Source organism: Moorena sp. SIO3I6, from assembly GCF_010672095.1.
Map to the genome: position 1 here is coordinate 1 of NZ_JAAHHU010000057.1, position 23931 is coordinate 23931.

Annotated in this window: 25 protein-coding genes, 2 tRNA genes and 1 pseudogene; 16 read left to right on the forward strand and 12 right to left on the reverse strand. The window is 43.8% G+C overall.

All coding sequences use genetic code 11. The features are described from left to right. The 3 genes and pseudogenes from F6K49_RS17655 to F6K49_RS17665 all read left to right on the forward strand — a co-directional run. Positions 1-103, forward strand: a pseudogene (locus tag F6K49_RS17655) (IS5/IS1182 family transposase); the annotation flags it as partial. A gap of 99 nt (positions 104-202) precedes the next feature. Then, positions 203-547 carry a hypothetical protein gene (locus F6K49_RS17660; protein ID WP_293020376.1) on the forward strand — a complete coding sequence of 115 codons (345 nt, stop codon included), beginning with the start codon at positions 203-205 and terminating at the stop codon, positions 545-547. Between the two features lie 556 nt (positions 548-1103). Continuing rightward, complete coding sequence (locus tag F6K49_RS17665) at positions 1104-2372, forward strand: MFS transporter (protein ID WP_293098684.1); 1269 nt, start codon at positions 1104-1106, stop codon at positions 2370-2372. A 9-nt stretch (positions 2373-2381) separates the two neighbouring features. Here F6K49_RS17665 and F6K49_RS17670 read toward each other — a convergent pair. Then, positions 2382-2455: transfer RNA gene (locus tag F6K49_RS17670), tRNA-Arg, on the reverse strand. A 75-nt stretch (positions 2456-2530) separates the two neighbouring features. Between F6K49_RS17670 and moaC the strand changes: the two genes are divergently transcribed. Continuing rightward, on the forward strand, positions 2531-3025 hold the full coding sequence (gene moaC / locus F6K49_RS17675) for a cyclic pyranopterin monophosphate synthase MoaC (RefSeq protein ID WP_293020379.1): 495 nt from the start codon (positions 2531-2533) through the stop codon (positions 3023-3025). A 111-nt stretch (positions 3026-3136) separates the two neighbouring features. Here moaC and moaB read toward each other — a convergent pair whose 3' ends face one another. Then, positions 3137-3658, reverse strand: a complete 522-nt coding sequence (gene moaB, locus F6K49_RS17680) for a molybdenum cofactor biosynthesis protein B (protein WP_364301162.1) — start codon at positions 3656-3658, stop codon at positions 3137-3139. Positions 3659-3750: 92 nt separating this feature from the next. Between moaB and F6K49_RS17685 the strand changes: the two genes are divergently transcribed. After that, positions 3751-4029, forward strand: coding sequence for a 2TM domain-containing protein (locus tag F6K49_RS17685; protein ID WP_070390954.1), 279 nt, complete (start codon positions 3751-3753; stop codon positions 4027-4029). 237 nt (positions 4030-4266) lie between these two features. Beyond that, the gene (locus F6K49_RS17690; RefSeq protein ID WP_071103773.1) at positions 4267-4581 is read left to right on the forward strand and encodes a DUF3181 family protein; all 315 of its coding nucleotides are present in this window, start codon (positions 4267-4269) and stop codon (positions 4579-4581) included. A gap of 136 nt (positions 4582-4717) precedes the next feature. On the opposite strand, the gene fba is transcribed toward F6K49_RS17690, so the two are convergent. From fba to F6K49_RS17705, 3 genes are all read right to left on the reverse strand, one after another. Beyond that, the gene (gene fba / locus F6K49_RS17695) at positions 4718-5797 is read right to left on the reverse strand and encodes a class II fructose-bisphosphate aldolase (protein WP_070390956.1); all 1080 of its coding nucleotides are present in this window, start codon (positions 5795-5797) and stop codon (positions 4718-4720) included. Positions 5798-6357: 560 nt separating this feature from the next. Further along, positions 6358-6429: transfer RNA gene (locus F6K49_RS17700), tRNA-Lys, on the reverse strand. A 66-nt stretch (positions 6430-6495) separates the two neighbouring features. After that, positions 6496-7365: an aldose epimerase gene (locus tag F6K49_RS17705; RefSeq protein ID WP_293098689.1), complete on the reverse strand. Its 870-nt coding sequence runs from the start codon at positions 7363-7365 to the stop codon at positions 6496-6498. 2173 nt (positions 7366-9538) lie between these two features. Here F6K49_RS17705 and F6K49_RS17710 point away from each other — a divergent pair. Then, a complete protein-coding gene (locus F6K49_RS17710; protein ID WP_008182036.1) occupies positions 9539-9850 on the forward strand; it encodes a DUF6679 family protein in 312 nt (103 codons plus the stop codon). A 79-nt stretch (positions 9851-9929) separates the two neighbouring features. On the opposite strand, the gene F6K49_RS17715 is transcribed toward F6K49_RS17710, so the two are convergent. Together F6K49_RS17715 and F6K49_RS17720 are read right to left on the reverse strand one after the other, a co-directional pair. After that, complete coding sequence (locus tag F6K49_RS17715) at positions 9930-11561, reverse strand: MBL fold metallo-hydrolase (protein ID WP_293036949.1); 1632 nt, start codon at positions 11559-11561, stop codon at positions 9930-9932. A gap of 10 nt (positions 11562-11571) precedes the next feature. Next, positions 11572-11733 (reverse strand): hypothetical protein, encoded by a 162-nt coding sequence (locus F6K49_RS17720; RefSeq protein WP_158516950.1) that lies wholly within the window; start codon positions 11731-11733, stop codon positions 11572-11574. 1217 nt (positions 11734-12950) lie between these two features. Here F6K49_RS17720 and F6K49_RS17725 point away from each other — a divergent pair. The 4 genes from F6K49_RS17725 to F6K49_RS17740 all read left to right on the forward strand — a co-directional run bounded on the left by F6K49_RS17725 (position 12951) and on the right by F6K49_RS17740 (position 16928). After that, complete coding sequence (locus F6K49_RS17725; protein ID WP_293071846.1) at positions 12951-14003, forward strand: ABC transporter substrate-binding protein; 1053 nt, start codon at positions 12951-12953, stop codon at positions 14001-14003. Positions 14004-14246: 243 nt separating this feature from the next. Then, positions 14247-15005, forward strand: coding sequence for an ABC transporter ATP-binding protein (locus F6K49_RS17730; protein ID WP_293020391.1), 759 nt, complete (start codon positions 14247-14249; stop codon positions 15003-15005). A 117-nt stretch (positions 15006-15122) separates the two neighbouring features. Continuing rightward, complete coding sequence (locus F6K49_RS17735) at positions 15123-15953, forward strand: ABC transporter permease (RefSeq protein ID WP_293020392.1); 831 nt, start codon at positions 15123-15125, stop codon at positions 15951-15953. Between the two features lie 87 nt (positions 15954-16040). Continuing rightward, complete coding sequence (locus F6K49_RS17740; protein ID WP_293071847.1) at positions 16041-16928, forward strand: glycosyltransferase family 2 protein; 888 nt, start codon at positions 16041-16043, stop codon at positions 16926-16928. A gap of 302 nt (positions 16929-17230) precedes the next feature. Here F6K49_RS17740 and F6K49_RS17745 read toward each other — a convergent pair whose 3' ends face one another. After that, positions 17231-17953 (reverse strand): SDR family NAD(P)-dependent oxidoreductase, encoded by a 723-nt coding sequence (locus tag F6K49_RS17745; protein WP_293071848.1) that lies wholly within the window; start codon positions 17951-17953, stop codon positions 17231-17233. Between the two features lie 176 nt (positions 17954-18129). Here F6K49_RS17745 and F6K49_RS17750 point away from each other — a divergent pair, with 176 nt between their 5' ends. The 3 genes from F6K49_RS17750 (at position 18130) to folK (ending at position 19228) form a co-directional block, all read left to right on the forward strand. Continuing rightward, complete coding sequence (locus F6K49_RS17750; RefSeq protein WP_293051594.1) at positions 18130-18297, forward strand: transposase; 168 nt, start codon at positions 18130-18132, stop codon at positions 18295-18297. A gap of 161 nt (positions 18298-18458) precedes the next feature. Beyond that, complete coding sequence (locus F6K49_RS17755) at positions 18459-18584, forward strand: hypothetical protein (RefSeq protein ID WP_293051591.1); 126 nt, start codon at positions 18459-18461, stop codon at positions 18582-18584. A 101-nt stretch (positions 18585-18685) separates the two neighbouring features. Next, positions 18686-19228 (forward strand): 2-amino-4-hydroxy-6-hydroxymethyldihydropteridine diphosphokinase, encoded by a 543-nt coding sequence (gene folK / locus F6K49_RS17760; RefSeq protein ID WP_293080430.1) that lies wholly within the window; start codon positions 18686-18688, stop codon positions 19226-19228. Here the strand turns inward: folK and F6K49_RS17765 are convergent. The 3 genes from F6K49_RS17765 to clpP form a co-directional block, all read right to left on the reverse strand. Continuing rightward, positions 19208-19684 carry an NUDIX domain-containing protein gene (locus F6K49_RS17765; RefSeq protein ID WP_293071850.1) on the reverse strand — a complete coding sequence of 159 codons (477 nt, stop codon included), beginning with the start codon at positions 19682-19684 and terminating at the stop codon, positions 19208-19210. The genes folK and F6K49_RS17765 overlap by 21 nt on opposite strands. Positions 19685-20070: 386 nt before the next feature. Further along, the gene (locus tag F6K49_RS17770) at positions 20071-20220 is read right to left on the reverse strand and encodes a hypothetical protein (protein ID WP_293071851.1); all 150 of its coding nucleotides are present in this window, start codon (positions 20218-20220) and stop codon (positions 20071-20073) included. 39 nt (positions 20221-20259) lie between these two features. Further along, positions 20260-20862, reverse strand: a complete 603-nt coding sequence (gene clpP, locus F6K49_RS17775; RefSeq protein ID WP_293071852.1) for an ATP-dependent Clp endopeptidase proteolytic subunit ClpP — start codon at positions 20860-20862, stop codon at positions 20260-20262. Positions 20863-21580: 718 nt separating this feature from the next. Here clpP and F6K49_RS17780 point away from each other — a divergent pair. Next, positions 21581-21721, forward strand: coding sequence for a hypothetical protein (locus F6K49_RS17780; RefSeq protein ID WP_293098696.1), 141 nt, complete (start codon positions 21581-21583; stop codon positions 21719-21721). 943 nt (positions 21722-22664) lie between these two features. Here F6K49_RS17780 and F6K49_RS17785 read toward each other — a convergent pair. Beyond that, positions 22665-22799 (reverse strand): hypothetical protein, encoded by a 135-nt coding sequence (locus F6K49_RS17785; protein WP_293071604.1) that lies wholly within the window; start codon positions 22797-22799, stop codon positions 22665-22667. Between F6K49_RS17785 and lpxD the strand changes: the two genes are divergently transcribed. After that, a complete protein-coding gene (lpxD, locus tag F6K49_RS17790) occupies positions 22798-23850 on the forward strand; it encodes a UDP-3-O-(3-hydroxymyristoyl)glucosamine N-acyltransferase (protein ID WP_293020405.1) in 1053 nt (350 codons plus the stop codon). The two genes, F6K49_RS17785 and lpxD, sit on opposite strands and share 2 nt — an antisense overlap. Positions 23851-23931 lie beyond the last annotated feature (81 nt).

Genomic DNA, 23931 nt, shown 5'->3' on the forward strand with positions numbered 1-23931 from the left:
CTGGTGTCGTCGTCTCAGCAAAGATTATGAAGTTCTACCAGCAACTTCTGAAACCATGATTCGAGTTGCCATGATTCGGATTATGCTTAGACGTTTAGCGTAGTCAATCACTTTTCAGACATCCTCTTACAGGTTCAGTGTGGGAGTATGTCACGGAATTCTAGGAATGTAGCTCCAAAGACTGAAGAGTAAATTGCTGTCTATGAGTGAAAATCCCCCACCTATTAAAGTATTACGTCAGCGCCATGTAGGCTGGGATAAGCCTACCGAGGAAAATCTCAAAACTATTAAAACTATTGAGTTATTATGGAGTAATTTGTTCGAGGCAATTTTTGATCCCACTGAAGATAACTGGTTAGACCATTGGCAAAAGCTATACAAAACGATTTTAGAGCTTTGTTCTGATAACGAAGAGCGCCGCATTACTCTAGTCTACCTAAGCAATGTTAAGGATTTGACAAAAGAAGCTAGGGAATGGAAAATGCTGGTGACTTACCTGGAGAATACTAAAGACTGGGCTAGAAAATCCATTATTAGAGGATCATAAACCGTTAAATAAAATAGTGAAAATAGTGACGCTTCGCATAAGCCACAGGCCCCGTCAAAATTATCCTTGATAAAGTAAAACCTGTAAAGGTGCTAACAGCAAGACCCCTATCCCTTCTACAAACCCTTTCGGGAATACAATTATTATCATATTAAGCGCTCCATTATGGGCTACCGGTAGCCAAGCTTGAGCTTAGTTATTGCTGCGATCGCGTGACTCGCGTAGCGGCTCTTTCAGAGCATCGCAATCTTAATTAATTTGTGAACAAAAACAGGTTGTGATATTCTTCCCCCAACGCCGATCACCCCATCACCCTGTCTAAGCCTCTGGGTAAATTGTTAAGAAGAGTAAACTAGAGAAGTAATATTAAGTCCGGTTAATCACTTCCCAAATAGTTCCTGGATTGTTGGATGTTAGCCCTTTGGCTGATGGGTAATTGACAATTACCCATCAGCCAAAGGGCAAATACTGATTACCCCATAAGGACTATGATGATTATTCAATCGGATGTGATCTAACTATCTCAAGTGCCAGTTTGGTCAGGATTATAGAGCGCGTGAAAGTTTTTCAGACCCTGGAAGGGCAGCAACGTCAAAGTTTGCTGATTTTATTTACTGTTGGTCTACTATTTTGGTCAAGCCTATCGTCTTTGTTGCCAACCCTGCCGCAATATATTCAAGACGTGGGTGGAACCAAGCAACAGGTGGGGCTAGTAATGGGTTGCTTTGCCATTGGTCTGTTGCTGTTTAGAAACCCACTGGGGCGTATGGCAGACCTGCGCGGTCGCAAGCTGGTAGTAATTATTGGTACTAGCGCTGTAGCTCTAGCGCCTTTGGGCTATCTATTTACCCAGTCGATTAGTCTGTTGATGCTGGTTCGAGTGTTTCATGGCATCAGTATTGCGGCGTTTACCATCGGTTATATGGCTCTAGTAACCGATTTGTCCCCTGTTGAGAAGCGGGGTGAGTTAATTGGTTACATGAGTTTGGCAACATCGATTGGTTTAGGTCTCGGACCAGCGCTGGGGGGTTTTCTACAACAAGAGGTTAGCTACACTGTTTTATTCTTAGTGTCTGCGGCTCTAGGTGGGCTGGGTGTGCTGTTAGGGAGTCAGATTCGTGAACCAATTAGGTCTGCTAGACCTGAGCAGGAACAATCAAAATCTTGGTTAAACTCGATTTGGCAGCTATTGGTCAAACTATGGCAGTTGTTAACCAGCCCTGCTCTTGGAATTCCAGCTTTGGTAATGCTGTTGTTCGGTATAGTATTTGGAACAAAAGTTAGCTTTGTCTCTCTGTTTATTCGAGAGACTGGTATTAATCTCAATCCAGGATTGTTTTTCACAGCTGCTGCGATCGCTAGTTTTGTGATTCGTGCATTAACTGGTCAGGCATCTGATCGGTATGGACGAGGACTTTTTATCACCGTTAGTGTGGTTTGCTATATCATCTCAATGTTGATGATTTCCCAGGCTGATACGGAAGTTGGATTTTTACTAGCTGGTTTATTAGAAGGAGCTGGCACTGGATTATTCATACCGATGATGACTGCTTTGATGGCTGACCGCTCCTCTGCTGACGAACGGGGTCAGGTATTCGCTGTCTGCATTAGTGGGTTTGATTTAGGGATTGGCCTAGCTGGGCCGATCTTTGGTTATGTCGCCGACCTGTTAGGATATCGAGGAATTTTCTCCTGTAGTGCTGGTATAGCATTTTTGGCACTGATTATCTTTATGACCCAGTCCAACAAAAATTTATCCCGTTCCCTCAGATTCTCCATCGGTCGTGAACGGGATTTATATGCTATAGACACTAGAATGCCTTAGCTTAGTAAACGGGCTAGGAGGGATTCGAACCCCCGACACCGTGGTCCGTAGCCACGTGCTCTAGTCCACTGAGCTACAAGCCCTTAACTGCTGCCACTTTTCTGTGGCTCAACAGTTACTTATCATAACACATAGATCAAAAATTTTGCAATACTCTTGTGGAAATCAATCGCTCGCTATCCCATCTCGATAGTCAAGGTCAAGCTCAGATGGTCGATGTTTCTGGCAAAGAGCTTACCAAACGTCAGGCAGTAGCCGCTGCTCAGGTACGGATGAAAACCACAACCTTCAACACCATCCAAGCTGGTAATGCCCCCAAGGGTGATGTCTTAGGAACCGCTAGGCTGGCTGGGATTATCGCAGCAAAGCAAACTTCCCAACTGATTCCTCTGTGTCATCCCTTGCCCCTACACAAGATCGAAGTTCAAGTCGAACCTGACCCCCAACTACCGGGATACCAGATTCAGGCATCTGTGACTACTAAAGCTGAAACTGGTGTCGAAATGGAAGCACTAACAGCAGTTTCTGTTGCGGCTTTGACCCTTTACGATATGGCCAAAGCGTTGGAAAAGTCTATCGCGATTGAATCGATTCGCCTGTTGAGTAAGACCGGAGGTAAATCCGGGGATTACCAAATATCAGGCGATTGCTAAGTTAAGGAATGATCTCAAGTTAAGTTGGATCAGCACTTAGCACTCTCCGCACTCAGCACGCTCAGCACTCAGTTAACCATTACCCTTTCAACAGGAAATCTATGGCTAAGATTAGGTTTCTCGCAAACGTGGCATCAGTTCCACGAGATTACAGGGGGAATTGCCCAAATCGAGTTGCTCTTTGATAATCTGCTCCCAACCTGTCCGACAAGCTCCAGAAGATCCTGGCAGACAAAAGATGTATGTTCCGTTAGCCACACCAGCCAGGGCACGAGATTGGATAGTAGAAGTCTTAATCTCTTGGTAGGAAATCATGCGGAAAATTTCACCAAAGCCCTGGATTTCCTTATCCAGCAGGGGTTGAATCGCTTCTGGTGTACCATCTCGACCTGTAACACCAGTTCCTCCTGTAGTCAACACTACCTGTACCGATTCATCAGCAATCCATCGGGAAACCACCTCACGGATTTTGTAGATGTTGTCTGGAACAATAACCTTTTCCGCTAAGTGATGCCCCGCCTGGGTTAAACTCTCAACCAGCAGCTTACCCGACTTATCCGTGGCTTCGGTACGGGAATCGGACACCGTCATGACTGCAATATTTAAGGGAACAAACTGTTTGGTTCGGATCATCTTCAATCCAACATTAGGTTCTAAAATTAAATTAACTGACTAGGGTTGGTATCAGACCAAGCCGTTACACAACTAAAAACTGACAAATATCTATGCCTCCTCGTTGGCCTCGTAAACCTGACCGACGTGATCCAGCCTACCGTCGTCTAGATGACCGCATGAACTTTGCTGTACATGTGGCAATTTTTGCTGCTTGTAATTCCGGAGTGTGGTTCTTCAGAACTATACAGTATGCTCAATGGACTTGGGCATACTGGTTTACTGGTCTGTGGGGATTGATTTTAGTAGGACATGGGGTTTATATATTTGCGATCGCAAACTATACCCCCCTGCCTACTCAAGAACCTCCAACCGAATCCCCTCAAGGATGAAATCACCGAAGATAATTGTAGTAATTGATTTTTTCTTGACTGTTGACGGTTAACTGTTGACGGTTAACTGTTGACGGTTAACTGTTGACGGTTAACTGTTGACGGTTAACTGTTGACGGTTAACAGAAAGCCAGCAAATAAACTTTAGTTAAACTTTCAACTTTCAACTTTCAACCATCAACTTTAGTTATACCTTAGATATCCCAACATGTAATTAATTAGAAACAGCTAATTACCATGGCTAATCCAACTTCTACAGAAGCAATTGAAACTCTCGCTGCTGAAATTGGCGACAAGGTATATATTGATGTAGCCAAATGGCATCTCTACCTTAGGGATGCCCATCTACATACCACTTTGGCTGAACAATTTTATCCCCTACTAATCGATAACACTAATACAATCACAGAAGACCAGATGATGCCAATCCTGCAAAGCATTCAGGTCAAGCTAGGTGGTGGTAAACGGCAAGTTCCCCTAGCAGATTTGCTACCCATGCAGTGTCAGATGGATCTAATCGATATTCTCGAAGAGTATCAAAGACAGCTGTAGGTGTCTTAAAATAGCAAATTTTCTAATAACTAATCACTAATAACAAAAAATTGGGTAACTTTAACAGCTACCCAAATAATTCTGCTTGTTTTTGGTTCACCAAAACAGCAAAGGTTTTCCTGTGAAGCGTTAGAAACTAGGCAGTTACAGCCTTTTTCGCCACAGCACTTAACTCACCGTTGGCATACTTAGTTGCAAAAACATCGATAGTCGCTTGCTTGATCTTGCTAGCATTACCAGCAGTACCAAAGGCTTCGTAACGCTTCAAGCAAACCTGCTTCATATACTTGATAGAAGGCTTGAGGAAGTGACGGGGGTCAAAGTTAGAAGGATCTTTGGCAGCAGCTTCCCGGATAGCAGCAGTGATAGCCAAGCGGTTGTCTGTGTCGATGTTAACCTTACGAACACCGCTCTTAATACCCTTTTGAATTTCTTCAAGGGGTACACCATAGGTTTCAGGAATAGAACCACCGTACTGGTTGATCATGTCAAGCCACTCTTGAGGCACAGAGGAAGAACCGTGCATCACCAAGTGAGTGTTAGGCAAACGCTTATGAATTTCTTCAATGCGACTAATGGCAAGAATTTCTCCAGTCGGCTTGCGGGTGAACTTGTAAGCACCGTGGCTAGTACCAATAGCTACAGCTAGAGCATCAACTTGGGTGCGCTCAACAAATTCAACTGCTTCGTCGGGGTCGGTCAATAGTTGGTCGCGACTCAGAGTTCCTTCAAATCCGTGACCATCTTCTTTGTCACCTTTACCGGTTTCGAGTGAACCTAGGCAACCCAGTTCCCCTTCAACACTAACACCGATAGCATGGGCAACTTTTACTACTTCGGCAGTAACACTGACGTTGTAATCGAAGCTGGCTGGAGTCTTAGCATCAGCTTCCAAGGAGCCATCCATCATCACACTGGTGAAGCCGTTACGAATTGCCGAATAGCAGGTGGCTGGGCTATTGCCATGGTCTTGGTGCATGGCAATGGGAATATGAGGGTAGGATTCCACCGCTGCTGTGACCAGATGGCGGAGGAAGTTCTCACCTGCATATTTGCGGGCACCACGAGAAGCTTGTAAGATTACCGGACTATCCGCTTCTTCAGCAGCCTGCATGATAGACAGGATTTGTTCCATGTTGTTAACGTTGTATGCTGGAATCCCGTAGCCGTTCTCAGCTGCGTGATCCAACAGTAGCCGCATGGGTACAAGTGCCATATTATATTCCTCCTAACTTTGTTTGTTAGCTATTCCGGCGAGAAGCCTCACGTCTGACACTCCCTAGTGACTCGTGAACAGAATCGCCAGTCCAGACATGTCAATCTAGTTGCTTCTAGACAGCGATGCAGCGAGGTCTTGGGGGTTTCCCCCATGAGCGACTGCATCAAGACAGGTTAATTCTTTAGATAATCTTAAGATATTTTGCAGCTTTTATTCAAATTTCTTGATCAGATCATCTAGACAAAGCTTAGTCTATAAAACTTGACAAAAATTACCAAATCTAGAAAATAATCCCCAAGCACCCCTAGTAAAAATCTGGATAAACAGTAAAGTATAGGTAGTTTTGCTAAGAGTTTTGAGAAGAGCTCCTAAGCTTTCTGATGGGATCAAGAATTTAAGGTTCGTTGGCGAGTGCGGGTTCTGACAAGCCCAGGAAGTATCCCTCTTAAAGCACAGAGGCGGTCAACTGCCCATCTTGTACCTAGTACCTAATACCTACCTAGTACCTAGAATTTGTATCAATAGACATATGCGGCTAACTAACAGTTAGCTAAAAATGGGTCGCCCGGGACTCGAACCCGGAACTAATCGGTTAAAAGCCGAGTACTCTACCATTGAGTTAGCGACCCGGTAAGCTTTTTTGAAACATACCTTTACTAAGAATATCACATTGATAAGGAAATGTCTAGGGAAATTTAGAAAAATTTCGCCGTTAGCCTCACCGATGCCTCACTACTCTCTCCGGGAGCTAAGTGAGTTAAATTTTTCCCAGTGTTAAGAGCGTTACGGGGAGCACTCCAAGGTTCAAGGCAATAAAAGTCCTTGCCTTGAACTGTCCAAAAGACCAACGTCGAGAAAACATCAGTGTAGGTCAATGCGATCGCTAATCCCCTTTCGGGATCAGTAACACTGGCACTCTTATCACTAAGTTGCCCAAACGCTACATCAATTTCATCACAGCTAAAATCAAAATTGCCAGTGAAAGGATGTACTGCTTGAGTTTGCTTCTCCTGATACTCCGATGCAGGAATATCAAACTCGAGTTTAGTTTTGTCAGACGTCAAGAAGTAGGGATGGAAACCTGTGGAAAAGGGCATCGGTTCAGCGGAATGATTAGTATAGCGCTGATCAATGTCTAGGGTGTTGCCCTTTAATCGATAGGTAAAGGTAACTTCGAAGTCAAAGGGATAGACAGAGCGAGTTTGATCATTACTCTTGAGGGTGAGAGTCAACACTGCCATGTCACTCGTTGCACTATCAGTCACCTCCCAAGGCAAATTACGGGCAAAGCCGTGTTGTTTTAGAGTATAGTCTTGGCCAAGGTATGTATAAGTATCATTAACTAAGTTTCCACAGATGGGGAAGAGGATGGGAATGCCACCCCGTACACTCAGATTGGGATCTTTAAAACGTTCAGCATCAAGATAAAAAATCTCCTGACCTTGGATATTCCACCGAGTGACAATGCCACCCCGTTCAGGAACCACTTCTAATCGAGACTGGGCATTGTGGTCAGTGAGAATGTAAGTTTCGTATTGGTCTTGACTGCGTACGATCTCAAACACTGGCTTTTCTCCCTTACGATTTAAAATCAGATTGATCAGTCTATTGAGTGCCTAAGCACTTTTGGTCACAGCAAGAGCCTATTTTTGAGTGACTCTGACTGCGACCGATGGCAGGTTGGCAGATTGGCAGTTTTTTTTTCAAAATTCATGCTTAGTGCCAAGCACGTACAGGGATTAGCTTTCGGCAAAAGAATCCCCAAATCGGCGACCCTTGGCACCCTATGGGGGCCAAGCTACGGGAATGGCCACGGGTGCGCGTTCGCGCTTTCTTGTGGGATGAATTTTGCACAGGGTCTTTTTAAAAATGTTATATTCTATTTACTAGCAAGCAAAGCCGAGAATGCTGGTTTGTTTGCTTACAGCAAAACAAGCCCCACATCTCAGTGCTTCGCTATGAGTGTGGGATGCATTTTGCACAGGTTATGCATGGAATTGCTATAATATATGTACTGATAAACAAAGCCGTTCGCGTAGCGTGGCCTACGGCCTTAAATGCTGGGCAAGTCAGCACAACAGTCTTAAAAAAAAGACCAAGAAAACAGAGCGGCAGGGTTTGAAGTTACCGTAAGATAGGGTCGCCTTAATCAAAAAGTTTTAACCCTTTTATGCATAGCCGACTAACCATAAAGGCGACCCTATCTAAGGTTTCGTCTCTCGGCAGTCCGTTCTTAAAGCCCAGCGCCTCCTAAGCAATAGCCGGATTGGTTGCGTTCGCGGAGCGTGGCCAAAGGCCAAGCCTAAACTAATTCTAAAGAATAAGTTTAGGATCTGTCACTATGTCACAATGATTGGTATTTCAAACCTCTAGACACCTACCAAAATGTTGGCTTCTTGGATCAGAAGGCTTTATCCAGGCCGATGTTAATAAGCAGTAGGATTTATCCTGTTGTATCCTATAAATAGCCAAGTCGGTGAGAAACCTAACAGGTAACAAGACTAAAGGTAACGGCACAGCTCTTTTTGAGCTGAGGTCGTTTCTAGTGTGTTTAAACCACCACAGCAGTATGAGTCAAATCCTACTGTGAACGTTGCTAGTAGCCGGTTTTTAACCGCTTGAGCAACATCCGCTCATAATCCCCTATGTTTCAACTTGGGGTATTTTTGAAATTCTTACTCCATTCTCTGGATAGGAATGCTAGTGGAATCTAAGTTTACAAATAACTATAGAGTAACCATACCCCCAAAAACCATCTCTTAAAGACTACAGCACCATTGCTGGCAAGCAGGAGAAATGGGTTAGGGCTCTGTAGGTTAGTGAATTAAGGGATGTAGCGCCGACCTGAGGGGGTTTCCCCAACTCGCGTTCTGCATCAAGACAATGCATAAAAACAATGTATAAAAAAAGTAATCAATGACATGAGCAGCGTTGATCAACTCAAACTCAAGCTCGCTTCTAATGCATGCCTTACTCTCAAGCAATGAACATAAAAGACTATTAAGCTATTTTAATCTTTAACAAGGAATAGACAAACCCGCTTGATTCCATGTTAAGTTAACCAAAAATGATTTCAAGCCAACCCCTACCCTTTAGGGCTGGGGATACGAGGAGTGAGCTACAATTATTGCTAATCCTTTAAATTCTTGGAATTTATTTTTGCTGCTGATGGCGGCTCGACTACTCAAGTAAATGGTATTTTAGTCGCCAGAGCCAACAAACAAAGGATCTGGAGTATTCCTACTCTGGTGGTTCAGGTTTATTATAACCTTCCATTGTATCTCATCATCACAATGATGGAGAGAATCCCGCCAATTATATTCGTGGGAAGTATGTCAAAAGAAAGTTGTTTCTAAAGAAACAGAAAAGCCACGAGCGAGAGTTAGCCACCCTGGCGAGGGATTGCTCGCCAGGGTGGGCGTGGAGCGTATCGGGATTTATCCCGTTACTAAAAGTAGCGACACAGCTAGAAATCAACCTAGCCAAGGTCAGTAGGGCATCTTTGAACGTGCCGCAACGATATGGATTGGAGTCTCTATCCAGGTCATATCGTAAGCGTTGCGAAGAGGCGCGACCCAAGGCGAATCTTATTCGCCATTGGAAAGCGCGCCAAGCGCGGTTTCAAGCCGCGTAGCAACATCAGCTTAGAATCCCCGTGTTTTTAAACCGGGGAGAGTTCAAGCAACCGCTTACTTCACCAGTAAAACGAAGAGTTATCTGCAACAGGAGAAGCCGAATATGCTACACCGCAAGATTTATCAACTCTGCTGCGATGGTCGTGAGGTCTGCGTTTTCTTGCGGGATCAGCAACGTTGGATTGAACACGCCCGCATTGTTGATATCGAGGGAGATTTAGTCACAATTCGTTATGAAACAGACGAAGAGGATGAGATCAGTTCCTGGGAAGAAATGGTCCGCTTGGAAAGCATAGGCTCTGTGAGTCACAAGCTAGCTTCTGTTTTCCGAGGTAATGTTGATCCGATAGTCTCTGATGATTGTCCGGAGGCTGAACAAATTCACCCCCGCTCCCAAGACTTAAATCAGGACTAGATTGTTCATTGTTAATGGACAACTGTTAAGGGCAAATTGATAACTCACAACTAGCTAGCAATTTGCCCTTAACTATTCGTTACTCAAGGGGTTCTATCCGTTCAAAAACTGGACAGTACCCCTCCAGTGTTACTTTAAAACCATAGAGAGCTGAGGCTGGATTCCAGCAGCGCTGGCCTCTTTGGTATAGACAATTACCACAACACTCGATATTAATTGGTATCTTGGCTTTACCCCCTTGTTTGAGTAGTTCTCGTTGTGACAATCCCCGCAAGACCAGTTCTTCTCCTTGCCAGCGGGCTTCTACTAAACCAGTATCAGCGAAATTTTGCCAACGAGGATCCGTTGCGATCGCCCTTGAAAGAGTGATATAGACAAGTGTATCTAATTCATTCAACTCTCCTTCATAGTTCGTTTCCGTTGGTAGAGCTGGTCTGATAAAGGTATCACCAATGGGAAGTTCTACGAGTGTTCCTGCTGCTGGCGTATGGAGGTGATATCGATTTTGTAACTCTTCCAAACCAGCAAGATCACCTAGGTAGGTAGGGGAGCCGTGAACAAAAATCACATGTTGAGGTCGAAGATTATGAATCAACTGGGTGGTGCCCAGACAATCCCCATGTTGAGCCAGCAGATAAGTTTCAACCTTAAGCCATCCGTAGTCATCCATTGGATCCAACGATTTAAGATGTTCCGGTTGCAGGACAACCCAAGAAGGGTTCTCTTGCTGCCAGTACTCCCTCCAATCCATGTTTAAGTCAGTGAGGATAATACAGGGAGATTTACCGATAGCATCTCGCTGCTGGGGATCTAACCGCCGCACCCGAGGACGTACCCGCTCATCCCAAAACAAGGCTTGATGTCGGGCAAAATTTTGTACTGAGGTGGGAAAGTGAGACAGCAGTTCTAAGTAAGCATTACAACCAGCAGCCACCGTTCCATTGACCCAAATATCCAGGTCGCGTCCTGTAAAGTGGTGATGAGAGCGTAGGAGCATGAGGATTTCTTGACCTAGACCTAAGGTAGGCACTGGTAACAGAACTGAGTTATTGGTAGCAATTGCCTGCTCAATACGCTCTACTAGTTGATTTTCTTGTTGCCGCCGATGGGGATGTCGAGCAGTGCCATAACTGCCTTCTACAATTACCACATCCGGCTGTGTCCCCCTGAGTGATTCAAGGGATAATCCCTCCACCAGCCGCGAGTTCGACAGGAAAAAGTCACCGGTGTAAAGCAGTCGGTAAGTTCGATGGTGAGTGGTGTAAGTGAGTAAAAATGCTGCTGCTCCTGGCAAGTGTCCAGCTGGGAACAATTGAGCAGTGAGTCCCTCGCAGAATTCTACAGGGGTAGCCCACGGCAGAGCTTGACAAAATGGGGGAATATCTTCAGGAGGCAGTTCCGGCCAGTTGAGTAGTAATAGTTGAGTCGTTACCTCACTGGCGTAAATTGGTAATTGTGGAAAAGTTTGGTGAAGAGCCAGCAATCCCTGAGTATGGTCTGAGTGAGCGTGGCTACACAGGACTAAATCGGCTGGTGGTATCCCATCGATCTGTAGGGGGGAAATGTCTTCTAATCCACAATCAAGGAGAATGCGGTGTGGCCCCATCTGCACCAACAAACAAACCCCTTCTGCACCATGACCAACACCGTAAGGAAAGCAGGTTAATCGGTCATCCTGATCAGAGGATGCTACTGGGCGTTGATTGCTCATGAGCTTCAACTTAAATTTTAGCTAATCTGGCTCCGTTAACCCACGTCTTACTAATCAGGGAAGGGTGAATGATTAAGCCTTGGAAGAGGCAGACAGCATCGGCGATCGCCAACGGAAAATAAGGTGGAACTATTTTTACTAAGGCTGCATCTTCCTTGAACGGAAAATTCAACGGATTCTTCCCCAGTCAAAACAAACGTGGTAGAGTTGTCACTCCGTAGCAATTTAGAGGGGTTTGTATGCTGGATATACCCTATAGGTCACTCTGGAGTCTATGAAAATCCCACACCCTACCCCTTAGGGTGGGTGTGGGTAGTTCTCAACTAGTTTCCCTTCTTTCGAGGTCAGAGTCAAGAGGGGATAAGGGCTGCCAACAACATCACCACAGTAGGGAGTTAAGTAGGCATGGACTGGCGAAGTTCCTATAACCTCTAAGTGAGGATTTTAATTTTTTGACACTCCCGATCCCTAGAAGGCAGGGGCTTGGGAAAACCCCCGTGAGCCCCCTTACACTCCCCGCTCTAAGGCCTTTGGCCACGCTTCGCGATCGGTCAGCATCTAGACTTTAGCCTCTGCTTTGATGCCAGATGCATGGATTTTTCCAAGGCTAAACGATGAAGGCTTTTTGAAAGCTCAGCAGCTGACCGCTAAAGTAAATACTGGAAGCTTAGTGTGCAGAGCCGTTGCCGTGATAATCGTCTGAATCATAAAATCCGTTCTTAGTCCCAAAAAACAGGCACAAAGCAGTAAAAGCAATTGTTAGTACCACTAAAACCAGTTTTACTTCCATTTTCTTAATAACTCCTCATGGCTGTCAGAAAAAACCGTCACGTTCATTGTAACTCCCTCTTTCGTCGAGAACCTACCTCAATCCCCTGCCTAAGCTGTCACGCACTTAATTTTTGGGTTGAGGCGGATGGGGAGATGGGGAAATGGAGGTGGGGAGAGGGTTTCATGGTTTGTTTCATAAGATGAACAGATTCAATTTAGATGCGTGTTAGCTTAAAAGCCATGGCTACTGTAATATTTTTATATTGCTATATGATTATATTTAATTAATTAGAGCGAGTATGGTATTATTTCTATCAGTGTGTTTGTTGGGGTTTAAACGCGAAAGTGATAGTGAGCTTATAAAAAATGGCAAGTACAAAGTACCAGCTTAGTGAGTACAGCTTAGTGAGTACAGCTTAGGGAGTAGCAGCTTAATGCGATCGCTATCGGTAGTAACTTAGGTAAATTACGCACTATCATAGAAGCTGCTAATCGCGAACCTATACCAAACTCAAGGTTTTTCCCTACCAGACCGTTCTAGTTTGCCTAAAGCTGCACCATTTCAAACCACCACAACCAGATCATCTCAATTACTGCTCTAGCCGGTTGAAGTTTTATATGAAAGAAATCTATAAAATTAAGCGTCGCCAATTACTTAAACTTAGCTCCATCACTCTTGGTAGTAGTGTTTTGGCAGCTTGTAATAATCAAACCTCTACACCATTAACTACAGAAAAAAAAGGTAAATTAGATCAAATAAAATTTGCTTTGGGGTGGAAAGCTGAAGCAGAATACGGTGGTTTTTATCAGGCTGTCGCTACTGGCATTTATCAAAATTATGACCTAGATGTTATTATACAACCAACAGGTCCTCAGAGCAATCCCACCCAATTATTACTGGGGGGAGTAGTTGATTTAAGTATGGGACAGGCTGTTGATGCTATTAGAGCAGTGCAACAAGGCATTCCCAAAATTACTGTAGCAAGTATCTTCCAAAAAGAAATACGAATTCTATTGGCTCATCCAGGGGTAGGCAATGACTCTCTGGCACAATTAAAAGGTAAACCAATTTTTATGGCTCCTGGAGCTATCACAACCTATTGGCCCCTACTCAAGGCAAAATACGGTTTTACAGATGACCAGAAACGCCCCTACAACTTCAATGTTAGCCCTTTTTTAGTAGATAAAAATTCAGCCCAACAGGGGATTTTGACCTCTGAACCATACATTATAGAAAAAGAAGGAGGCTTTAAGCCCAATATATTATCCTTAGCAGAGGCTGGTTATAATCCCTATACTTTCACCATTGAAACCACGAAGAAACTCGTTGAAACTAACCCCGATCTGGTGCAGCGATTTGTTGATGCATCAATCAAAGGATGGTATAGCTATCTAGAGAATCCCGAACCAGCCAATGAGCTGATCAAAAAAGATAATCCAGAGATGAAGGATGACCTCATTGCCTATGGTCTGGATAAGCTTAAAGACTATGGTATTATCATCTCTGGCGATGCCGAAAAACTTGGCATTGGGGCAATGACCGATGAACGTTGGGAAAGTTTGTTCAATGAGTTAGTTACGGTTGGTGTACTTGATGCAAAGACTGATTACAAACAAGCCTACACCTTGGAATTTGTCAATAAAGGAGTAGATTTTTATAAAAAAAATTAGTTAACATTATATATGAGTTATATACATGTTAATATCCAAGTTAATTAGATATTGTTATTATACATTAATTTATATCTAGTCTTGCCAAGCCAGATTGATAAGTTCAAATATTAACCGATTCTTAAGCAATGATTATACCTCTTGCAAAAGTATTTTTATGATACTGTTTTTATAAATTTTTTTCCGCTGTTACCTGTTACTTCCGACTTCTGCAAGAAGTCTATTGCTACTAACTGACAATAGATGAACCAAAAACCAGCTATTTCTCTTACCCATGTCAACAAAACTTTTGACAATGGTACTGTAGCGCTAAAAGACCTAAATCTCAACATCAATAAGTCCGAATTCATCAGTCTGGTAGGACCATCGGGATGTGGCAAGAGTACCCTGCTACGCATCATTGCTGGACTAAGCACTATGAGTTCGGGAAACATAGAATGGAGCGATCGCGCCCACCAAAAGGAGATAGCTTTTGTCTTCCAAGAAGCAGCACTAATGCCTTGGGCAACGGTAATGGGAAATGTTCGTTTGCCTCTTAAATTGGCTGGGGTCTCTAAAAAAGTGGCTGATAATGCTATTAAAGAAGCGCTCCAATTAGTTGGACTGGAAAGTTTTGCCCAATCCTATCCCCGTCAACTCTCCGGTGGCATGAAAATGCGAGTCTCTATTGCCAGAGCTCTTGTTACTTCTCCCAAGGTATTGCTGATGGATGAGCCCTTTGGAGCCTTGGATGATATCACCCGGACTAAGCTGAACCTGGAGTTACTTGATTTGTGGAGTAAGAAACACTGGACTGTGGTTTTTGTGACTCACAATATTTATGAAGCCGTATATCTATCCAATCGGGTGGTAGTAATGGCAGCTCGTCCAGGTCGAGTAGTGGCGGATATAACTATTGATGAACCATCACCACGTAACGAACAGTTTCGTACATCCTTAGTTTATACAAAATATTGTCAGAAGGTGGCTGAGCAGTTGTCAAAAGGGATGAATTATGAGTGATAATTTATAAATTATTATTTAGACATAACTGATAAATTATGATTATCAAAAATATGACTATAAATTTTACAGCTATAATTTTACAGCTATATTAAACGGTATATAATAATTTTATTTATGAAAAAAAATAAAGCATTCGTTCTGGCAAAGCTAAAATTGAAACGTTTGCTATCTATCGATATTATAGCCCCTGTGGCAGTGGGAATCCTGGTGTTGATGGTGTGGGATATCTCTGTTCGAGTGACTAGTACGCCATCCTATATATTACCAGGTCCTTTGCTGATTATCAAGGTATTAATTAGGGACTGGAACAGTTTATTTCAGCCATTGCTGATCACCATAAAAATCACTGTAGCGGCCTTTATAACAGCAGCAGTTTCAGGCTTGCTAATTGCCATGTTAATGGCTCAGAGTAAGTGGATTGAAAAAAGCTTATATCCCTATGCAGTCGTTCTGCAAACAATGCCTATTGCTGCGATCGCGCCTTTAATTATTATTTGGCTGAGGAACAATACCTTTGCTGCTTTGGTAATTTGTGCTTGGATTGTAGCATTCTTCCCGATTATTTCTAATACGACTTTTGGTTTAAATAGTATCGATTCCAACTTAAGTGACCTGTTCCGGCTTTACAAAGCATCTCGCTGGCAGACAATGCTGTATCTGCGATTACCAAGTGCTTTACCCTATTTTTTAGCTGCATTACGTATCAGTGGTGGATTAGCCTTAATCGGAGCAATAGTAGCTGAGTTTGTTGCCGGTACAGGCGGTGCTAATTCAGGAATTGCTTATCAAATGCTAATTGCTGGCTACAATCTCGAAATTCCCCGGATGTTTGCTGCTTTGTTTATGATTAGTAGTCTAGGTATTTTGATTTTTGTACTCTTGACCACCTTATCCAACTTGGTTCTGGGGCAATGGCATGAAAGTTCTATCACCAGAGATAATTGATATGATAATTAATAGTGATAATTAATAGGCAACCAGCTATGAACCTTAATCTTTTCAGTGATTTAATTTCGATAGAGTCAGAAAACTATGCCTGAGAAAAATAAACCCCTAGTCAGCATTATTATTCCAGCATACCAAGCCCAAAATACAATCGCGCAAGCTATCAAAAGCCTTATAGCACAGACCTATTCAAACTGGGAGGTGGCGATCGGTTCGGACGATGGAGTAGACTACTTATCCTTACTATCTCGCCAAGGAATTAACGATCCACGATTGAAACAAGCATTTACAGGAGGGTGTGGCAGTGGAGACGGTCCCGCCCGCAACACGGCGGTAGCAATTTCTACTGGGGAGGTGATTGCCAACCTAGATGCTGATGATGCCTATGAAGCAAACCGTCTAGCAGAAATGGTTCCTCTGGCCATGACCTATGGTGCTGCAATCGACAACACTGGCGTGTACAACACTGACCTAATTATGTACAAGTGTCCCTTCCGCGATCGCACCACGGTTACCTTTGCTACGGCGGACGACATCCTCAAACCTCGTGTGCCTTTTTTCCCAGTTTTCCGCCGGAAATTTTTGGGTCGAGGTTGGACTAAAGTTCCCTTTGCTGCGGACGTTATGTTCAATCTTGAGCTGTTAAGCCGAGTTGGAAAGATAGCAATCCATCCTCAGCCCCTTTACCAATACTACAAGCGTGAGAATTCTATGACGCAATCAGCGACAGCTTTTGAAAGTGCCGAACTAGCCTATCATAAAATTTTGGCACTGCTGGATGCTGGGGAACTTGATCTTACTGAAGATATCCGCAGCGCAGCCATAGAGGAGTTCTCCCAAAATCTACGCCTCAATCGTGTGTTCCGTCAGTATATGCAGTCGGGAAGCTGCCAAAATCTTGAGGAATTTCTCGATATGACTGAGAACGGACATGCTGACTGGCTCAAGTCTGAATTGGAAATGGAACAATTGTAATTTATCAATTCCTAATTCTCAATGCAATGGGAAAGCTTGACAAACCCAGACGCAATCGCGAAAAATATCCTATCTTTTAATATGATTTTATAGTTAAGATGGTTCAGGAATTTTTCCATAACTTTATCAGTAATTGTATCAGTCATTATGGATAAAACGGAACCATCCCTTTTCCCCATCAAGTTCAGGTGCCATCCCCTTAAACATTTCTGCCACCCCAACTCACTGAGAAAGTGACTATGGTGAAAAATACGGTTAAAAATACAGAGGCGATCGCCCCGCCAGCTATTTAAGTAAATATACTAAATATATTGACCACCATCCAGCGTAATCGTGCTACCCGTTAGAAAATCTTGTTCGAGTAAAAACAGGGCGCTGTCCGTTACTACTTTGGTATTTCCAGGGATGTTTAATGGAATAAACTTACGGGCATAATTTTCCATAAAAGCTTGAGGGTCTGGGTCACCTGGAGGTTCGAGAATTTGTCCCAGCGCTAAACCATTTACTGTAATGCGGGGGGCTAATTCCAATGCCATAATTTTTGTCATATCCCACAATCCCCGTTTAGTAATTCGATAGGCAAAATGGTTAGTATCTGGCTTGGCAATACCAGCATCGTTAATATTAATAATTTTGCCATTCCTATTTTGGGGAAGTTGCTTGGCAAACTCTTGACTGAGTTGGAAGGGGGCACGAAGGTTAATGGCAAAAATTTTATCCCACAAAGCGACATCAGTCTGGGCAAATAGATCTTCTTCTGGGAAGATAGAAGCGCTATTAATCAGGATGTCGATTTTTCCAAAGGTTTCAACTGCTTGAGGGATAATAGTGTCTGTGGCCACGGGGTCGGCGAGATTAGCGGAGTAGGTAATAGCTCGCACTCCCAAGGACTCTGCTTCGGCTTTGACTTCAGCAGCTGCATCAGCAGAGCGTCCGTAATGAATAAAGACATCGCACCCAGCTTTAGCAAGAGCGATAACAAGAGCACGCCCTACCCGAATGCCACCCCCAGTTATAAGGGCCACTTTTCCCCTTAAGTCCATTGTGTTACTTAGATGATTTCTATTATCAAACCAGAAAACAAGCTTTCTGACCAAAAACAGGAGACCACAAGCCCCAAGTTTCTAATTTACCTTCCGCACTGTGAAGTGCATAAGGTATATCATGAGTAAGTTAACACAAACAAGGAGGTAAAGCAAGCATGTTGGTACTGGCATACAAGGCTGTAGTCAAAAAAACTCAAGCTAAAGCAATAGATGAAGCTATTCGGACATCTCAATTTGTGCGCAATAAAGTACTTAGATACTGGCTCGACCATCCCGGTGTTCCTAAGAAAAAGCAACACCGCGTACAATACTCGATTAGGTAGTGAATATGGGTTTTCCAAATACCTGAACAGTCATAATACAGCCGAGAAAGATATTAAAGGCTCCCAACGCAAAATTTACAAAAAGAAGAAGGGGTTATCGGGTACGAAAAAAGCTCGTGAAGTTTATGGTCCCAAGCATGATTGAGTAACAATAAAAAGGAATGAACACACCAAGAGACGCTTCCCGTAACGGCGTTGCCAGAAACGTGCTTGAAACTAGAATCCCCAGCCTTCTAGGCATGGGGAGTCTCAAAAACCCCCATACAATAGAACAGGTAATGGGTTAACCCACTTTGGGAAGGGTGAATCTTCTCGTCAATGCAACATAAGTGATAATCAGTCCCATTGAGGCGTGGTCTAAAGCTGCTGTGTCAACCGATGAAGGTCGATGGTCTATAACTCTGGAAAATTGGTAACCACAAAGCTTTCATTGAGCGCGATCGCTCTTGGCAGTAACCTGGGTGACTCTCGTGCCATTCTAGAAGCTGCCCTCAGAAAACTCGACCAAACCCTAGGCGTTACCGTAAAATTCTGTTCTAGTTGGTATAAAACTGCACCAGTTGGACCGCCACAAGCTGATTATATCAATGGTTGTGCCCTTTTGGAAGTGCAACTAAGTCCCCAGAAAATGCTAGAGACTCTGCTAGGAATTGAACAAGAGTTTGGTAGAGTCCGTCAGGAACATTGGGGACCACGAACCCTAGACCTAGATTTACTTTTATTTGATGATTTGATTCTACAGACACCTGAGCTCCAAATCCCTCACCCGCGTATGAGACAGAGAGCTTTTGTGCTAGTGCCCTTGGTAGAAATTGCTCCTGATTGGGTAGAACCAGTCTCGGGACAGAGTATTTTTCAACTGGTTCAAAAGCTAGACTGTTCTGGAGTTGAGTTGTTGTCTGATACTTCGCTAGTAGGTTTTACCAAGTAATTGCCTTTGCAGATAATCCTCAATCAACACGCGAGTATAGGTATTGAGGGGATACTCCATTGCCTTTTGGGGAGTAACCCATACCCATTCCTCAATTTCTTCGTTGGGCGTTATCGTTTCGCTAGCAGAGAATGCATAGTAGTTGACCATAATGAAATGGGCTTCTCGGACAAAGTTAGAGTCTAGCACCGCTTCTTGTAACAACCCAAAGCTCACTTGGGTTAACTCTAGACCAACTTCTTCTCGAAACTCCCTTAGAAGTGCCGATTCTAGGGTTTCGCCCCATTCTACTTTACCTCCCGGTACACCCCATAAACCCTTCCACTTAGTAGTTTTTACAATTAACACTCTTCTACTAGGATTGACAACAAGTGCCCCTACAGTAGTCAAGGGAAACTGCTTCTGCACGGATACTGGTTTGATTGTGGTTTTATTTGGTGTGCTTTTATTTGGCATCGCTTTGCTTAGCTGATCCTTCCCCAGTCTTATGTAACACATCGATAGATTTTAAATTAGTTTCCTATTACCAGAAAACCTGGATTGCTTATGGCTAAAATTGTCTCATACTTTTAACTATTCAACGTGATTTCGATAGAACTCAGGTGTCGGTAGATTTAAGTAACTTCGAGCCAGAAGCCATGATTCATTATCATTGATAAAATCAATTTTTTCGGATAATCTAATAAGCTATTTAACGACGTTAAATTCTGTATTATAACCAATAATTATGAATTCTTATCCTGACTCCTGACTACTGTCTCATGGATTGGAGTCAAAACTTCTGAATTTCTGTCATCGAACTCAGGTTAAGATCATATTCATCACACCAATACCGCCAACTACTAGGGAAATAACAGAAATCCCTGACAACATAAGCGCTTACGGTAGGTGATTAACTGCCGATTGTTAATTTCGGGAGTCACTTCAGTAATAGTCCGGACTTGGTTAGCGATCGCTTTAGCATCTCCCCAAACTAACGTCTTAGTTGACACTCCCCGTCTATGGGCGAGCAGGGAGTGTCAACTAAGACATTAGTTTGTTGGGAGAGGGGTTGCTATGGGACGTCGCTCAATGACCTGGTCGATTAAACCATAGTCCTTAGCCTCAGTCGCTGACATAAAGAAATCCCGCTCGGTATCCTCCTGAATCCTTTCCAGTGGCTGACCGGTATGTTCTGCTAAATACTTGTTTAGCTGCTGCTTGTGGTACAGGATTTCTTTTGCTTGGATTTCTATATCGCTTGCCTGTCCCTGTGCTCCTCCCAGTGGCTGATGAATCATAATCCGGGAGTGAGGCAAGCTCATGCGTTTACCCTTAGCACCAGCACTGAGTAAGAAAGCCCCCATACTAGCTGCTAGTCCAACACAGATAGTGCATACGTCCGGAGCAACTTGATTCATCGTATCGAAAATGCCCATGCCCGCAGTCACTGAACCGCCAGGAGAGTTGATGTACAGGTAAATATCTTTTTCCTGGTCATCGGCTTCTAGAAAGAGTAATTGGGCAACCACTAAGTTAGCTAAGTCAGAATCAACCTGTTGTCCGAGGAATACAATGCGCTCTCGCAACAAACGAGAGTAAATGTCAAAGGCACGTTCGCCACGACCGGATTGCTCGATAACTGTAGGAATCATAAAAAATAAGCGTGAAATTTGCAAACCCCGTGTATGGGCGACTGGGGAGGAAAAACAAAGGAAAAGGGCGGTTAAAACCGTCTTGGAGCTAATGTGGGGAGAACAGATGCAGTTCATACCCGTTCCTGTTAACAGCCTTCATAGCCTATCGAAGCAGAACCTCATGTTTGCCTCGCGGCTTGTTATCGGTAGGTACTATCCTGTCAGAATGTAGAATGGCACTGTCTTACCCCTTGTAGGACTGTTTAAGGATCTGGTTAATCAGCTTCGGACTGTCATTCCATCCTAAGGTAGGAACTTTCACCCTTGCAGATAACCTAGACTTCCCATAACCTACAGCAGGTCTTAGGCTGGTCAGCTATCTTCCATGACTAGGCTAGGGAGTCCTGTCTAGGCAAGAGTGGGGTACTGACCCAAGGTGGCTGCTAGATTGGTTTTTCTTTACATTGTAGCGACTAGCAAACTGTTGCTTTGGTTCTAATCTCGGCTACCCCTAATCTATTAAATTACACAGAATGATTTAGAATCAACCCTTTGCACTGTGCCAGTCACTGAGGCGGAACATATAACTTGGCACTTATATGGTTGCTTAAATAAACTGGTAGAGTTAATTCCCTTCACGGGTGTATCAATTTTTAGAAAGTTCGTATCTCAGTCAAGTAGCATCGTTTCCGATTGTTTCACCAAGACTAAATATTAGGAATGAGGAGTGTGGCTCGTGTTTAAGAAAGTTTTTCAGGCGCTTACTATCACAATATTGCTTAACTTACTAGTCTATCTTAGTCCACCAGATCCTCAACAGTCTGATGGTTTACCACAGTTACAGGAAACCCCAAAAGTTTTATCAACTTTACTATAGCACCACCAGACATGATTGATTAGTCATTAGTCATTAAACTTTCGAGGTCTTAATTAGTTCCATCTATAGATGGAACTAAGAAACTTGTAGACTAATGACTCAATCATCCAAGGGCAATCGGAGTCATGGATTAAGTTAATCCCCAGGAAAACCCAATCTAAGTGACATACTCCTACACTAACTCTGCTCTTACAGAGCCGCTCCGCGAACGAGTGAGCGTGTAGGCTTCTTGCCAACTCCACCCAACGGTATCGGCTTTCGCCGACGCTGCGCGAACGGATACGTAGGCTTGCTTTATTAACGACACGGTCAGAAGTTACCGCTTAAAGAGGGTCGCCTTTATGGTTAGTCGGCTATGCATAAAAGAGGTGCGACCCGTGGCGAATTTAATTCGCCAACGGAAAGCGCACCTTTGGTTAAAACTTTATGATTAAGGCGACCCTGTCTTGATGCAGTCGCTCATGGGGGAAACCCCCTTTGGCCGACTGCATCGCTCTGATCAGGTTTCGTCTCCGGGATGCCCCTCCGCGCCGGAACAATACAATAAGTTCTATTTTTAAGGAACGTAGGTGTCTGACTTGCCCAGCATTTAAGGCCTTTGGCCACGCTTCGCGAACGGCTTTGTTTATCAGTAAATATATTATAGCAATTTTATAATACCCTGTGCAAAAGAAGCCCCACACCTAATGCTATGCATTAGGTGTGGGGCTTCTTTTGCCGGACAGCTAAAAATATGCACGAAACTGTATTTTACTGGTGTTCGGTATCCGTGGCAGATCCATGCGTTTTAGCGGTGCGACCCGTGGCGAATTTAATTCTTAATAGGTCAAGCGCACCGGCGAGGTTTTTCGCGCTTCGTGTACTAGCATGCGCATTACGCTCGTTATTAAATAGGGCAGTACCGACGAATCCTGCCTGTGCGCTTTCTACACACTTAAACATATTATACACTAAAAGTCCCCCGCTTATGGGCGTTAGCGTAGCGTGGCCAAACGCGCCCCGCGTGGCCTTTTGGCCAAGGCCAGGCTTGAAACCCAAAATTTTGGTCAAATTCCACACCCACCCATTGCTGAGCCATGAAATTTAGTCTTTTAATAGAACACCTGGGTAATACAGCGTCTTTGTGCCATAGCCTGAATAGCGATACAGAGCTTAACCCTGAAATTACCGGAGTTGCTCCCATCGATAAAGCCACCCCAGGCACTCTCAGTTATATTGAGGGACCCAAGTTTGCCCACATGGTAGAAAAAACCCAGGCGAGTGCCTTAATTTTGTCTCTGGATGAAGCATTACAGGCAAAAGCGACAGAAAGAGGTATTGCTTGGGTAGGGACATCTGAACCGAGATTGCTATTTGCTCATGCGATCGCATGTTTCTATCAACCTTTTCAACCAGAACCAGTCATCCACCCCAGTGCAGTGATTGACCCAGATGCTCAGTTAGGAAATGATGTCTATATTGGACCCAACGTCGTAATTTTAGCAGGGGTAAAGATTGGCAATCAGGTTTGTATCCATCCTAATGTAGTAATATATCCTGAAGTAGACATAGGCGATCGCACTGTCTTACATGCCAACTGCACTATTCATGAACGGAGCCACATTGGTAACGATTGTGTGATTCATAGTGGTGCAGTCATTGGTGCTGAAGGGTTTGGCTTTGTTCCAACCCCCCAAGGGTGGTATAAAATGCAACAGTCTGGCTACACGGTCTTAGAAGATGGGGTGGAAGTTGGCTGTAACAGCACTATTGACCGTCCAGCGGTTGGGGAAACCCGCATTGGACGCAACACTAAATTAGATAATTTGGTACATATTGGTCACGGCTCCGAGGTGGGACAAAACTGTGCCTTGGCAGCCCAAGTCGGATTATCTGGAGGAGTGAAAGTGGGTAATCAAGTGCTGCTGGCGGGTCAGGTAGGAATTGCGAATCAAGTGAATGTTGGGGATGGAGCAATTGTGACCGCTAAATCTGGAATCCACAAAGATGTAGAACCCGGAAGTGTAGTGTCTGGCTATCCTGCTATTTCCAACAAACTCTGGCTAAAAATATCTGCCATCTACAATCGGCTTCCAGAAATGTATAAAATCTTGAAGCAACTTGAGCGAAACTTTAACTATAAAAAATAAATAGGAAAACTTTAAAAAAGCTGAACAATCTTTGCTGTTCCTTTTGCTCTGATTTTGGAACAGTAAGGAATTAACCTGAAT